Source organism: Streptacidiphilus sp. EB129, from assembly GCF_041262645.1.
Classification (GTDB): Bacteria; Actinomycetota; Actinomycetes; order Streptomycetales; family Streptomycetaceae; genus Streptacidiphilus.
In genome coordinates this window covers 1-14458 of the sequence record NZ_JBGCCS010000030.1, presented here as the reverse complement: position 1 = coordinate 14458, position 14458 = coordinate 1, and the positions used below count along the sequence as shown (strand labels likewise).

General features: G+C 70.8%; 12 protein-coding genes. 9 read left to right on the top strand and 3 right to left on the bottom strand.

The annotated features are described in order from the left end of the window. Positions 1-34: 34 nt before the first annotated feature. Positions 35-775: a phosphatase PAP2 family protein gene (locus tag ABH925_RS28600; RefSeq protein ID WP_370152420.1), complete on the bottom strand. Its 741-nt coding sequence runs from the start codon at positions 773-775 to the stop codon at positions 35-37. Positions 776-969: 194 nt separating this feature from the next. Beyond that, positions 970-2013, bottom strand: coding sequence for an NlpC/P60 family protein (locus tag ABH925_RS28595; protein ID WP_370152417.1), 1044 nt, complete (start codon positions 2011-2013; stop codon positions 970-972). A gap of 381 nt (positions 2014-2394) precedes the next feature. On the opposite strand from ABH925_RS28595, the gene ABH925_RS28590 reads away from it, so the two are divergent. The 8 genes from ABH925_RS28590 to ABH925_RS28555 all read left to right on the top strand — a co-directional run bounded on the left by ABH925_RS28590 (position 2395) and on the right by ABH925_RS28555 (position 11907). Continuing rightward, on the top strand, positions 2395-2703 hold the full coding sequence (locus ABH925_RS28590; RefSeq protein ID WP_370152596.1) for a hypothetical protein: 309 nt from the start codon (positions 2395-2397) through the stop codon (positions 2701-2703). Positions 2704-2842: 139 nt separating this feature from the next. Next, complete coding sequence (locus ABH925_RS28585) at positions 2843-3643, top strand: hypothetical protein (protein ID WP_370152414.1); 801 nt, start codon at positions 2843-2845, stop codon at positions 3641-3643. Further along, the gene (locus ABH925_RS28580) at positions 3633-4898 is read left to right on the top strand and encodes a hypothetical protein (protein ID WP_370152411.1); all 1266 of its coding nucleotides are present in this window, start codon (positions 3633-3635) and stop codon (positions 4896-4898) included. Before ABH925_RS28585 ends, ABH925_RS28580 begins: the two co-directional genes overlap by 11 nt. Further along, the gene (locus ABH925_RS28575) at positions 4895-6430 is read left to right on the top strand and encodes an SCO6880 family protein (RefSeq protein WP_370152408.1); all 1536 of its coding nucleotides are present in this window, start codon (positions 4895-4897) and stop codon (positions 6428-6430) included. The genes ABH925_RS28580 and ABH925_RS28575 overlap by 4 nt, the downstream gene beginning before the upstream one ends. A 32-nt stretch (positions 6431-6462) precedes the next feature. Next, complete coding sequence (locus tag ABH925_RS28570) at positions 6463-7818, top strand: ATP-binding protein (protein ID WP_370152405.1); 1356 nt, start codon at positions 6463-6465, stop codon at positions 7816-7818. A gap of 5 nt (positions 7819-7823) precedes the next feature. Further along, a complete protein-coding gene (locus ABH925_RS28565) occupies positions 7824-10007 on the top strand; it encodes a TraM recognition domain-containing protein (RefSeq protein WP_370152403.1) in 2184 nt (727 codons plus the stop codon). A 19-nt stretch (positions 10008-10026) separates the two neighbouring features. Further along, on the top strand, positions 10027-11277 hold the full coding sequence (locus ABH925_RS28560; RefSeq protein WP_370152400.1) for a hypothetical protein: 1251 nt from the start codon (positions 10027-10029) through the stop codon (positions 11275-11277). Positions 11278-11424: 147 nt separating this feature from the next. Next, positions 11425-11907 (top strand): hypothetical protein, encoded by a 483-nt coding sequence (locus ABH925_RS28555; protein ID WP_370152397.1) that lies wholly within the window; start codon positions 11425-11427, stop codon positions 11905-11907. Here ABH925_RS28555 and ABH925_RS28550 read toward each other — a convergent pair. Beyond that, positions 11891-13180 (bottom strand): MFS transporter, encoded by a 1290-nt coding sequence (locus tag ABH925_RS28550; protein WP_370152394.1) that lies wholly within the window; start codon positions 13178-13180, stop codon positions 11891-11893. The two genes, ABH925_RS28555 and ABH925_RS28550, sit on opposite strands and share 17 nt — an antisense overlap. Positions 13181-13279: 99 nt before the next feature. Between ABH925_RS28550 and ABH925_RS28545 the strand changes: the two genes are divergently transcribed. Continuing rightward, entirely contained in the window at positions 13280-14368 is a 1089-nt protein-coding gene (locus tag ABH925_RS28545; protein WP_370152391.1) for a DUF5937 family protein, read from the top strand. Positions 14369-14458 lie beyond the last annotated feature (90 nt).

Sequence of the window (14458 nt, the reverse complement as noted above, 5' to 3'; positions counted from 1 at the left end):
GTCCCGGCGGCCGCGTGACCCGGCCGGCGGGGCCTCAGGCAGCGAGGTCGCGGGCGGGGGTGTCGTCACCGTCGTCGTTACCGCTGCCGTCGTCGTTGCCACTGCCGTGACGGCTTCCGGAGACCGGGGCCGGGTCCCGGCGCAGTGCCGCGCGGGGGGCCCGGATCAGTGGGGCGGCGGCGGTGCGGGAGACCGAGTGGGCCAGCGGGACCAGGACCGCCATCGCGATCGGGGCCAGCAGCAGCACCGTGGCGGTGCCGAGGGCGTAGCCGCCGATGACGTCGCTGGGGTAGTGCACACCCATGAACACCCGCAGGAATCCCTCGACGGCGGCCAGGCCGAGGGCGAGGGTGCCGAAGCTGCGGTGGATCAGGAAGATGCCGACCGCGAGGGCCATGGTGAAGGTGGCGTGGTCACTGGCGAAGGAGCCGTTGGCCTGATGGCTCATCAGCAGGTCGAGCTGGCCCGGGTGGGCGACGAACGGCCGGTCCCGCTGGACCATGGCCCGCACCGGGACGTTGAGGACCAGCGCGATGCCGCCGCCCAGTCCCGCCCAGAGCACCCCGGCGACCGCGCCGGGGGCGTCCGACTGACGGCGCGCCCACAGCCAGGTCGCGAACAGCAACACGATCGACGCCAGCGGAACGCCGTACTCGCCGAGGAAGCCGAGCAGCGAGTCGACGGCGGAGGGGAGATGGCGGGCCACACCGTTGATGTCGGAGACCAGCGTCCAGTCGATCGATCCGCCACCATCAGCCAGCAGCAGCGCCGTCACGGCACACCTCCGATTTCGCCTTCGCCACGCGTACACAGGATCCCGGCCGCCGGGGCTCCGGTACGACAGGATCAAGTGTCCTCTTGCCGCAACGGGCACAACGCCGCGAATCACCCATACCGTTCCGTTGACGAAGGAAGTTATCGGAACGTAACGCTTCGCTCACCGGGTCCTCACAAGCCCGCGCCGGACCGTCAGTGGGCGGCGGGCGCCGCGCCGTTGGCGATGGTTCCGTCGGGCTGGCGCGAAGGCAGCGAGGAGGCGCCGCCGGCGGTGACCCGGGTGGCGCCGAAGTAGTCGCCCTCGGAGTCGATCGAGTCGTAGCGGATGACCGCACCGGTGTGCGGGGCGTTGATCATGTAGCCGCCGCCGATGTAGATGCCGACGTGGTGGATCTGGGCCGGGTCGTGCGGATCGTGTGAGAAGAAGACCAGGTCCCCGGGCTGGAGCTGACTGCGGGTCGGATGCGGGCCGGCGTACCACTGGTCGGCCGCGACCCGCGGGAGGGTGATGCCCACGCTGGCGTACGCCGCCTGGGTCAGCCCGGAGCAGTCGAACTGGTAGTTCTGCGAGGCCAGACCCTCACCGCCCCAGAGATACGGCGTACCGAGCTTGGTCTGCGCGTAGTAGATGGCCCCGGCGGCCTGGGCGGAGAAGCTGATCGGCGCGGTCGCGGTGAAGGACTGCGCGAGCGTGGTGATCGACTTCACGTAGTTCTGCGTCTCGGCGTACGCGGGCACCCCGTTCGCACTGATGACCGCGTACGGGCCCGCGTTGTACGCGGCGAGCATGTTCGCCGAGTGGTCGCCCGGGACGTTCCTGGTGTCCTTGGCGAGCTGGCAGTCGTAGGAGGCCATCGAGGGGATCGCGTCGGCCGGGTTCCATACCGACGGGGTGTGCGTGTGGGTCGGGTCGATGCCGTAGCTGGCCCAGGTCGCGGGCATGAACTGGGCGATGCCCTGAGCTCCCACGGGGCTGGTGACATTGGGGTTGAAGCCGCTCTCCTGCCTTATCTGCGCCGCGAGCAGAGGCGGCGTCAGCTCCGGGCAGAGGGTTCCCCACTGTTGTACGAGTGAGGTGTAGGCGGCGGGCACGGTGTTCGGTGCGAGCTGGACGTTGCCCTGGGCCTGGGCGATCGAGCCGGCCGCGGAGTAGGTGCCGATGACGAGGAAGAGGACCATGCCGAGGGCGGCCACGCCGCCACCGCCGACCAGAGCCAGCGCCCGACGGGCCGTCATGTGCCGGATCCGGAGACGACGCGGAATGGCTCAGATCCGATGGCTGCGGCGACGGCGCACGGGTGGCGAAGCGGAGAAGGTGTCGTACGCATATGCCACCTGTCCATGCTTCGAGTGCCCTCGGATGCCCCCGTAGAGTCTGGACCAGGGCGTTGCTCTGCGCAATCACTGGTGATACACACGGTAAGCGATAGGCTCATCCGAGCGGCTACAGGACCCATAAGGCCCAATGCTGGCACCTGTGGCGCACAACTCATCCAGGTTCACCGGGAAACCTGGCGAAAGTGGCCAAGTCGACTTCGGATCTGGCCAACAATAGGGCCGGGCCCTACACCACGGCCGGGTGTGGGACTTTGAATGATGATCAGGTAGGTGGTTGCTGTGTTTCTGAGTGCCGGTAAGGGTGACATCAACACCATCATCGGAGGTATCGCCCCGAACTGGGGCCCCTTCGCGAGTCTGGGCACGGAGGCCCGGACGATGGTGGAGGTCGTGATGGCCGTCGCCATCCTGGGCTGTCTCGCCATCGCCATCTGGGGCGCGGCGAAGCAGCGCATCGGTGCCACGGCACTGCGGGACACCTTCAGCGCGGAGCAGGGGAAGGGACTGATCGTCGCCGGTTTGACCGGCGTGTTCATCATCGGATCACTCGGTACGTTGTTCACCATTGTGTACGGGATGGCGATCTGATCATTCGTCTGATCGGCTGATCCCCTCCCACACCCCGCGTACCGGTTCGGCAACACCCTCCCCACGGGCCGCCATCCGGGTGACACCCTTTCAACTCCATCCACCTACCCATGCCCACCCTCGTCCCAAGGGGGCCGCTGTGTCCGTGCCCGACGACCAGCCGCACACGCGTACCCGGTATCCGGCCGGGGAGCAGTCGCCTGCGCCGCAGCCCGCCGGGCTGCGCTCCGTGCGGGTGCTTGTCGCCGTGCTCGGGGCGGTCGTGGTGCTGGTGGTGGCGCTGGCGGTGCTGAACCGCACCGGCGGGAGCAGCACCCCGCCCGCGACGGCGGGGGGGACGTCCGTCGACGGCGGCGGGAAGGCCACCGCGCCCAGCGGGACGCAGCCGGTGACCACCACCCAGGACGGCATCGCCACCGGCTTCCCCCACACCGACGAGGGCGCCCAGTCCGCCGCGGTGAACTACGCGGTGGCGCTGGGTTCTAGCGACATGTACACCGAATCGAGTCGGCACAGCATCGTCACCACAGTGGCGGACCCCTCATCCCTGACAAAGCTGCTGGGACGCTTCGATCCCTCCTACACGGCTCTCGCCTCCAAGCTCGGGCTCAAGAACGGCCAGGGACCGGACGGAACGACGTTTGTCTCCCGCACGATCCCTGTCGGCACCAAGAGCGACGCATACACCAGCGACCAGGCAACAGTGCAGGTCTGGAGCAACTCGATCGGTGGCCTGGCAGGCCAGGGGTCCACCAGTCCCGTCACCGAATACTGGTCCACACTGACACTCACTCTCCAGTGGGTGAACAGTGACTGGAAGGTCACAGACTTCGCCCAGGTCGACGGGCCCACGCCGGTCAGCGGAAACCAGGCGGCCTCCAGCGCCGATGCAATCTCCAACGCTGTCACGTCGTTCGGGGGGTTCCGCTATGCCCGCTAGTCTCCGCAGAGTCGCCCGGCTGAGCGGTGCGCTTGCCGGCGTGCAACTCGTTGTTCTGTCGCTCGCCAACAGTGCGTTCGCGGCACCGACCCCGAGCCCCAGCGCGACGGCGAACTGCAATGGTCTGTTCGGGCTGGCCAAGAGCATGTGCGACCAGGGCAACGCCACCGGGAACACCTCACCTCTGCCGAGCGCAGTGGACCCGCTTCAGTCGTTGGCAAACAGCTGCGCCACCGCCGCGGCCTGGGTGGTCCGCAAGCTGTCCGACGGGATCAACTCCACCACCAACGTCGACTTCACCAACCCGTCGTTCCTCAAGCAGTACGCCGTGGTCTTCGCCGCGTCGACGTTCCTGACGCTGATCCTCTGGCTTCTCGCCGTGGCCAAGCGCGCGGTCCGTGGCGCGCCCCTGCACCAGGCCATCGGGGAGGCCGTCGGGTTCCTCTGGCTGACCGTCATCGCCTCCGCGTTCACCCCGCTCGTCCTCTACACCGTCGTCAGCGCCACCGACGGCATCACCAGCGCCATCGCGGCCGGTACCAAGACCGACACCACCTCCTACCTCGGGACCTTCGCCGACACCCTGACCAAGGGTGACCTCGGCGGCGGCCCGATCATCCAGGTGCTGGTCTCCCTGGTGGCGATCCTCGCCGCCGCCGTGCTCTGGCTGGAGATGCTGATCCGGGCCGCGATGCTCTACGTCGGGGCGCTGCTCGGCACCGCCGTGTACGCCGGGCTCGTCGACAAGCAGCTGTGGAAGCACGTCCGCCGCTGGGCCGGGCTGATGGTCGCCGTCGACCTGATCAAACCCGTGATCGTGATCATTCTCGGGCTGGCCGGGGCCATCGCCTCCAACGCCGGGGCCAACGACGCCTTCTCCACCGTCCTCGCCGGACTGGCGATCCTCGCGCTGTCCATCTTCGCCAGCACCGCGATCTACCGCTTCGTCCCCGGCTTCGGTGACGACATGGCCGCCATGCGCCACGCCAGGGCCTCCGCCGTGAGCGCCGGGTCGGCCGTCGTCAACGGGCCGGCGAACTTCATGAAGCAGGGCATCAACACCCACGCCGGACGCGAGTCCGAACAGGCCGGTGGCGCCCAGGCCCGTGGCGGCGCCGGGGGCGGCAGCGTCCAGCCGGGCATCGCCGCGCACGGTGCGCGCACCGCCAAGGCCGGACCTCCCGCGCAGTCGACCGCCGGTGACAAGACCCCCGCCAGTACCAGCACGCGCAGCAATCAGGGAGGCCGAGGATGACCACCCAGCCCGTCGGCGGCTACCGCCGTACGTATCTGATCGGGAAGGCCAAACCCAACGCGGTCGTCGGCAAGAACCGCGAGAGCGGCGAGGTCTTCCTGATCATCTTCGGGGCGTTCCTGGGCATGATGTGGGGCATCCTGGTCCCCGCGCTGTCGCTCAGGCTGCTCGGGCTGGTCGCGTTCCCGCTGATCGCCTTCGCGGTCGTCTACCTCCCCTACCGCAAGCGGACCATCTACAAGTGGGCGGAGATCAACCGCACCTACCGCCGCACGGTCCGCTCCGCCGCGTTCTACAAGTCCACCGCCATGGAGGCCGGGACGCGCCTGGACGGGGAGGAGGTCGAGGTCGGGTCGCCGCCCGGGATCGGCCGGATCCGCTGGCTGGCTGCGCCGTTCGGGCCGGACGAGGTGTCGGTGCTGCTGCACCTCACCCGCAGGACCGTCACTGCGGCCATCGAGATCGAGGGCCCCGGCGTCGGGCTGCGCGACTCGGAGGACCAGGAGGCCCTGGTGGACCGCTTCGGCACGCTGCTGAAGCACGTCGCCAACGGCGACGGCTTCGTGACCCGGATCCAGATGCTGGCCCGCACCCTCCCCGCCGACCCGGACGCGCACGCCAAGGACGTGGCCCGGCGCGGCGACCCGGATTCGCCGGAGTGGCTCAAGGACTCCTACGAGCAGCTCCAGTCGATGGTGTCCACCTCCTCGGAGCAGCACCGCGCCTACCTGGTCGCCTGCATGCCCTACACCCGCGAGCTGGCCGCCGAGGCACACGCCGTCGGGCGCACCTCGCGGGGCCGCGCCCGGGGCGACGAGGGCCTCGCGGCGGTGATGGCGCGCGAGCTGACCGACATCTGCGCCCGGCTCGCCGAGGCCGACATCCGGGTCCGGCAGCCGCTGGGGCAGGCCCGGCTGGCCTCGCTGCTGCACTCCATGTACGACCCGGACCACCAGATCGATCACATCCAGGCGATGTCCAAGCGCAACGCCTGGCCGGCCGAGCTTGACGCCACCCACCCCAACTTCCTGCAGGCCAAGACCCGCGAGTCGGCCACCAGGGAGCCGTGGTGCCACGCCACGGCCTGGGTCAAGGAGTGGCCGCTGACCCCCGTGGGCGTCAACTTCCTCGCCCCGCTGCTGGTGCACACCCCGGACGTGATCCGTACCGTCGCCGTGACCATGGACCTGGAGCCCACGGACGTGGCCATCGAGCGGATGCTGACCGAGAAGACCAACGACGACGCCGAGGCCAACCGCCAGGCGAAGATGAACCGCACCGTGGACCCCCGCGACGCCGCCCACAGCGGTCGCGTGGACCAGCGCGGCGAGGACCTCGCCTCCGGAGCGGCGGGCGTGAACCTGGTCGGCTACATCACCGTCAGCTCCCGTACGCCGGAGGCGCTCGCCCGGGACAAGCGCACCATCCGGGCGTCGGCGGGCAAGAGCTACCTCAAGCTGGAGTGGTGCGACCGCGAGCACCATCGGGCCTTCGTCAACACCCTGCCCTTCGCGACCGGCATCCGCCGCTAACTCGCTCACCACCACTCTCCGGAGGCAACCGCATGCCAGGACCTGTGGGCGGCCTGACTGACGCCTTCACGAGCCTTCTCTTCGGCAAGAACGAGACCACCAGGCTGCCCGTCCGCACCTCCACCGGCCAGGCCCAGGCCGTCTACCTGCCCACCGCCGCACCCGGCCTCGGCGACTCCGGTGTGATCATCGGCCGTGAGGTCTACAGCGGCAAGGGCTACGTCTACGACCCCTTCCAGCTCTACGGGCAGCAGCTGCCGGCCCCGCACTGGCTGGTCCTGGGCGAGTCGGGCAACGGCAAGTCCGCGCTGGAGAAGACCTACGTGCTGCGGCAGCTGCGGTTCCGCGACCGGCAGGTCGTGGTGCTGGACGCCCAGGGCGAGGACGGCGTCGGCGAGTGGAACCTGATCGCGCGGGCGCTGGGGATAACTCCGGTCCGGCTCGACCCGCAGGCCGCCCTCAACGGCGGCGTCAAGCTCAACCCGCTCGACCCGGCGATCACCACCACCGGGCAGTTGGCACTGCTCCGGACCATCATCGAGGTCGCGATGGGGCGCGCCCTGGACGAGCGGGCCGGCTTCGCGCTGAAGGCCGCGCACGCGTTCGTCATCGCGCAGCGGACCGACCGGCAGCCGGTGCTCGCCGACATCATCGACACGCTGCGCTCCCCCAACACCGACGCGATCGACCCGCTGGGCGTCTCGCTGGCGGACATCCAGACCTGGGGCCTGGATGTCGCCCTGGTGCTGGACCGGCTGGTCGACGGCGACCTGCGCGGCATGTTCGACGGGCCGACGACGACCGACATCGACCTCGACGCCCCGCTGATCGTCTTCGACCTGTCGCACATCGACCGCAACTCCATCGCCATGCCGATCCTGATGGCCATCGTCGGGGTGTGGCTGGAGCACACCTGGATCAGACCGGACCGCAAGAAGCGGATCTTCCTGGTCGAGGAGGCCTGGCACATCATCAACTCGCCCTTCGTGGCGCAGCTGTTCCAGCGGCTGCTGAAGTTCGGGCGACGGCTGGGGCTGTCCTTCATCGCGGTCGTCCACCACCTCTCCGACGTGGTGGACGGCGCGGCCGCGCGCGAGGCCTCGGCGATCCTGAAGATGGCCTCCACCCGGACCATCTACATGCAGAAGGCCGACGAGGCGCGGGCCACCGGGAAGGTACTGGGCCTGCCGCGCTGGGCGGTGGAGATCATCCCGACGCTGTCGCCGGGTATCGCGGTCTGGGACGTCAACGGGAACGTCCAGGTCGTGAAACACCTGATCACCGAGCACGAACGCCCGCTCGTCTACACGGACCGGGCGATGACGGAGGACGCGATCATCGAACGCACACGGGCTTCGCAGCAGCTCGCGGACGACCCGGCGGCGTGAGGCCGATGTCGAGCCCGCGCAGCCGCGAACCCCGCCCCCGCTACCCGGGCGCCCCCGCCGCGCCGGGCCCCGACCCGTACCGCGCGGGCGGGCCCGGCCGGCCGACCGGGCCGGTCCGGCGCGGAATCCCGGACGGCGCGATCATCGGCCTGCTGGGAACGCTGCTCGGGACGACCACGCTGGTGTGGCTGTCGACCGCACTGGGCGGGCTGCTGACCCATGGCCATCTCCCGCATCCGTTGCCGTTCGGCGGGACGCCGACCGCGATCCGGCATCTGGCGACCTCGCCGAACGACCTGCCGGGAGCCTGGCCGGGAACGGCCCCTGCCGAACTGCCGTCGCCCTTTGCCTTCTGGACGACGTTCTTCGTGCTGCTGGCGCTGCTGATCGCACTGGCGCTGACGATACTGACGGCCTGGACCCGCCTCCGCGCCGCACGGGCCGCCGCCGAGAACGCCCCGTGGCGCGAGGCCGACAACCGCGAGCTGCACGGCGCCGCCAGCCGCGCGATGCAGGGAACGCAGGACCGCGACGGGTACGGGGTCGAGGACGGCGCCGCGTACGGAGAGGGGGACCGCGAGCCGCACGGGGCGGACGACCGCACGGGGTACCGACCGGAGCACCGCGACGTGCACGGGCCCGAGGGCAGCGACGTGTACCGGGCGGACGACCGCGCAACGTACCCGGCGGAGGACCGCCCGCGCTCCCGGGCACGGGACGAGGCAGCGCCGCCGGTGACGCGGAGCCGGTCCGAGCGCGCCCCACAGCCCCCGGCAGGCGGGGCGCCGGCACCCGCGTCGGCCGCCCCGGAGGGTCCCGCCGCGCCCGGCGACCCCCTCGCGCCCACCGTGCCCGCCACCGTCGGCCCCGCCGCCGGCAGCGCGCGCTTCGCCTTCCCCGCCGGCACCACCTGCCTGCTCGTCCCGGATCCCGCCGCGGCAGCGGCCAAGCGGGAACTGCTGCAGCGGGCCATCGAGGCAGCCACCGGACCGCTCCTCGTCGTCACCGACGACCCCCTGCTCTGGGCGGCCCGCCCCCCGCACCGCGACGCGCGCCTCTACGACCCGCTGCGCCTGGTCGACACCGACACCGGTGACAACGGTGCGGACCTCCGGGTCCGCTGGGCGCCGCACAGCCGGTGCGAGGACCCCTCGGTCGCCACCTCGCGCGCCCGCGCACTGCTCGCCCCGACCGGGCGCGGCGGCACGTCCCAGGCCGAGAAGACCATCCAGGAGACCGCGCAGACCCTGCTGCGCTGCTGGCTGCACGCCGCAGCACTGGACGGCAGGCCGTTCCGCCACGTGCACCGCTGGGCCCAGGGGACGGCCCGGCAGGAGGCCGCCGCCATCCTCCGCAGCGCCGACCCGCACGCCGTCGCCGACGGCTGGGGCGGCGAGCTGGAAGCCGTCCTCACCCATGCCACCGAACTGCGCGACGCCGCACTCGACCGCATCCTCGCGGCACTTGACGCCCTGTCGGAACTGCAGGTGCAGCAGGCCTGCACGCCGAGCCCGGCAAACAGCGGCCTCGAGGTGGAGTCAATCATCCGCGATCGGGGAACCCTCTATCTGATGGGCCGTGCAACCGAGTCCCGCGTCAGTCGTCCCGAGGACACCGACGCCCGGGGCTCGGCCGTCCCCGCCCGCCGCAGCGCGATGCCGCTCCTGGCCGCGCTTGTGGAAGACGTGGTCGAGCACGGCCGGCGCGTGGCCGTACGGTCATCCTCCGGTCGGCTCGACCCACCACTCCTCTGCGTCCTGGACAGCGTCGCCGCTGTCGCGCCCTTCCCCGGCCTGCCCGAACTGATGGCACGCGGCGGGCCACTCGGCCTGGACGCGATAGCGGTGCTCCGCTCCCCGGAACAGGTCCGCTTCCGCTGGGGCGACCGCGCCGTCCACAGCCTGTGGACAAACGCGGACGCGCGCGCCCTGCTGGGCCCGGTCCCGGCGGCCGAGGTGGCAGGGCTGCTCGGAGCTCTGCAGTCGAGCCCGCCCGCCGGGCACGGCAGCGGGGACGGCCATGGTCCCGCCACTGCCGACGGGGCCGGGACCGCCGCCGGGCACACGGCTCTGAGCAGCGAGGATCTCTTGCTGCTGGCCGGTCGGAACGCCGCACAACGCTTCCGTATAGTCAGTCCTCCGACCACCGACCCGGCCGTAGGCTCTGGAGGTCGCACGTCGCGGCGCTGACGAGGGGGACCTGCAACACATGAGCAACAACAGGGGCTGGGGACAACCGGGCTGGGGACAGCCCGGCTGGGGACAACCGGGCTGGGGCATACCCGGCGGCGGACCCGGCTACCCGGGCCCGCCCCCGTGGGGTGTACCGCGGCCGCCCAAGCCGGGCGTCATCCCGCTGCACCCGCTCGGCTTCAGCGAGATCGTGGGCGGAGTCTTCGCCACCGTCAAGCGCTACCCGAAGGCCCTGTTCGTCCCGCTGCTCCAGGTCGCCCTGCCCGCCCTGCTGCTCTGCGCCGGATACGGCGGCATCGCCTACGGCTCCCTGCACAGCATCTACGAGCAGACCCGGCACAGCAGCACCACCACCGCGCAGGGCCTGACCATCACCGCCTTCGTCCTCGGCGGCCTGCTGGTACTGCTGCTGACCCTGTTCGCCATCACCGTCGCCGGCTCGACCACCAGCACCGTGGTGCTGCGTTACGCCGTCCTCGGCCGGCCGGTGACCACCCGTGAGGTCTGGCGGGAGTCCCGACCACGCCTGGGGCGGGTCGCCGCGGACATGGTGCTGGTCATCGCGGTGGGGGTCGGCATCGTGATCGCCTCCATGCTGCCCAGCCTGGTGGTCGGAGTCATCACGCACAGCCTGGCCTCCCTGCTGCTGCTCCTGCTGATGCTGCCGGCCTTCGGCCTGGTCCTCTACGTCCAGGTGCGACTGGTTCTGATCGTGCCCGTCGCGGTCCTGGAGGACCAGCGGCCGGTCGCCGCACTGCGCCGGGCCTGGTCGCTCAACCAGGGCGCCTGGCTGCGCAGTTTCGGCATCCCCTACGTGATCGGCCTGATCGGATCGTTCGCCGGTCAGATCATCACCCTGCCCGCGGGGATCATCGGCGCCTTCCCGCTGATCCAGCACGGCTCCCAGCTGGGCACCCCCGGCGCGCATCCCGGCATCGGCGACCTGCTCTGGCTCTACACCTGCCTCGGCATCTCCGGCGCCGTCGTCTTCGTCCTGACCTTCCCGCTCACCCCGCTGGCCAACGGTCTGCTGTACATCGACCGCCGGATCCGCCGCGAGAGCCTGGATGTCGCCCTGCTCGACGCCCACGCGGCATACGTCCAGAGCAGCACAGCCCCCGCGGGCACCACCACAGCCCGGGCCCCGGTTCAGGACAGCACCGCCCAGGAGAATCCCGTCCAGGAGGATGGCGTCCCAACCGACACCGAGCCGGCCCGGACCGAGCCGGAAATTGCCGACTCCGACGGCTCTGACCTGGAGACATGACGCATCGACAGGTGCCTGGCATGACAAATGTCCTGCCGTTGTCAGGATGCCTGTGTCTGCCGCCCCGACCCCCCGCTGCGCGAAGCTCATACCTGTCGGCAGGACGCCGATCAGCAGTGAGCAGGCAGCAGCCAGGGGGCGACCACCATGAGCATCACCACCGCGTTCCGGATCCCGACAGTCGGCACGAAGGGGGCCGGCATCGAGCGGACCGGCTTCGCGCCGGAACAGGGACCGGACCTCAGCGGGATCAAGCCGCTCTCGCCGTGGTTCTTCGTCTTCGAGGGGCTGATGAGTGGCGCCTACGACATCACCAGGCTCAACCCGAACGCCTGGATGGTGCTGTCGGGCCTCGGCCTGGTCAACATGCTCGTCGGACTGACCGTGCTGGGCAAGCGCCGCAAGCTCGTGCGGACCATGCTGAAGAACAGCCGCACCCGCAGCATCCTGGTCGCCCTGATCGGGCTGCGCGTCGGGGTGCATGTACTGCTCGGCCTGCTGGGTGCACAGGTCACCACCACCGCCGGACATCTGGTGCTGGCGGTCCTGATGACCGGCGCCACCGTCGGGCTGATGTGGTTCGACCAGCGCGTCACCTTCCGCGCTCTCGGCCTCAGCCTCGCGCGCTGACCGGTGCCGGCTGCGGCACCCAGCGCCGTACGGCAGCGGCCGCCAGGAGGGTCGCCACGGCGAGGGAGCCCCACAGCGCCGCCTGACCCCACGCCAGGAGGACAGTGAGTACCGCCGGGGAGGCCGCGAGGCCGATACCGCTGGACAGCTGGAACCGGGACAGCGCGCGGCCGAGCTGGGCCGGCTCGGTGGTGGCCACGATCAGCGCGGTGGCGCTCCCGCTGTACATGATCTCCCCAGCGGTGTAGAGCACCGAGACCAGCGCGATCCCGGCACCCGCGCCCCAGCCACCGAGCGTGCCCGCCGCGAGGAACCCCAGGTACGAGGCCGCCAGCACCACGCCGGAGGCGGCCAGCGCGGAACGGCGCCGGTAGCGCGACAGCCACACCACCACGACGAGCTGCGAGCCGACGACGATGACGGTGTTGCCGACGAAGATCCCGGCCGGCCAGGCCGCAGAGGCATGCAGCCGGGTCACCAGGACCGCGGGCAGCGCCACTTCGAGAACGTTGAAGCAGAAGGCATAGGGCAGGTTGGCGATGTCCAGCGTCGTGACCGCGAACCGGGCCCGTCCACGCCGAGCGCCCGGCCGGGAGGCCGCCGAGGCGGTGACCGTGCTCCGCACATGCATCGTCAGCACCAGGACCGCGGAGACGAGGTAGCCCAGTGCGGTCAGCCCGGCCAGCATCCGCAGAGCACCGATCCCACCCGCCATGCTCAGCGTGGCGATCAGCGCACCGGCCCCCAGACCCGCGTTGCGCAGTGAACGGGCCGCCGCCAGGGCAGCGTCCCGGAGCCGGTCCTCGGCGAGGGTGCTGATCAGCGCGGCGTGGGCCGGCGGCCAGCACTGGTTGCCGATGCCCAGAAAGAGCGAGGCCGCAGTGAAGCCCCACAGTGGACTGCCTCCGGTCATCGGGGACCCGAGCAGGACCAGCACACCGAGCACCCGGATCAGCATCGCGGCCGCCACGGCGGTGCTGCGGACTCCCCGATCGATCCACCGCCCGGCGAAGGGCAACGCGGCAAGGCTGAGCGCCATGCCCACCGACATCGCCGTACCGGTCGCGGCCAGACCAAGGTGCAGCGCCTTCACCCCGTAGAGGAGCATGAAGGGGCGGAGCATTCCCGAGCCCAGCGCGTCGACGGTGACGGCCACCGCGTACCGGGGCCCGCCGGTGGCACGCAGCAGCTCACCAAAGCGGGGCCGCTGAACTGCCGAGGACACTGCCGGAGCGGCGGGCGGGAGAGTGGCGGACTTCTGAACGATGGTCATGTGCTCACCGTGGACCCGGTTCCCCGGCGGGTCACGCCGATTGATCCGTCTCGTCAATCCATTGCACCCACCCCCAGCTGAGCTGCGACGATGTGCTCCGTGAGCCTCACCATCGATATCAACGGCGTCCCGCCCGAGCGCATGCTGTTCGCCCTCTCGCCGCTGGCTGAACTGTCCGCGATGCTTCATGTCCTCTCTGGGCCCGCGCATCATCCGCTGCGGCATGGCTGGGCCGCCCGCACCCGTGCGGAGCTCAAGCCGGAACTCGCAGAGCGACTGTTCGAGGCCGAGTTCCTCTGGCGCTCCTCCCGCGCCGACTTCCTGCTGCCCGGCCGGCCCGGGGCGACCCTGGAGGAGGAACTGGACGCCGTCGACGCCCTCGACGACGACACCTATGCGACTGCGGCACTGGTCACCACCTGTGGCACGGACCGGATGCTCTTCGGCCTGCCGTCACCGCTTGCCGACTCCGCCGTGCGCGACCGAGCCCTGGACCTGGCCCAGGCCCGAGGGCCGGAGCAGGCCTCCTTCGCAGAGCGCCTCATGAGCGACCCGCCCATGGTCCGAGCGCGAGTACGGCAGCTGCTGGAGGACTGCGTCCCTGCCTTCTTCCAGGAGACCTGGCAGCGCGTCAGGCCCCAACTGGCGGCCGACCTCCGGCTCAAGGCGGACCTGCTCGCCCGACACGGCGTCGCAGGGACGCTGACCTCCGTGTCACCGGCCGTCAGCCTCGACGCGAACGGGGGACGCATCGTCGTCGACAAGCTGCAGGACAACACCGCCAGCGCGGCCGGCGACGGCCTGACCTTCATCCCGACCCTGTTCGGACACCCGCATCTGGTCGTCGTCCACGCCCGCGGCTGGCGTCCGGTGCTGCAGTATCCGATCACGGGCCAGGAGGAGATGCCCGCCCCGGTGCCGATGGAGGTCATGCGGCTGCGGCTGGAGGCCCTGGCCCACCCGGTACGGCTGCGCCTCGTCCGCACGCTGGCGCGTGGCTCGCACACCACCGGCGAACTCGCCTCGGCCTGGGAGCTCACCGCCCCCGAGGTCTCCCGTCACCTCACCGTCCTGCGCAAGGCCGGCCTGCTGACGATGAAGCGACGCGGGCGCTATGTCCTCTACGAGCTGAACATCGCCACCACCGCGGCGCTCGGGACCGATCTGGTCGAGGCCGTCCTGCGGTGAACGCAGAAAGGCCCCCTGACGCTGGGTCAGGGGGCCTTCTGTTAATGGTTGTTCGGCGGTGTCCTACTCTCCCACAGGGTCCCCCCTGCA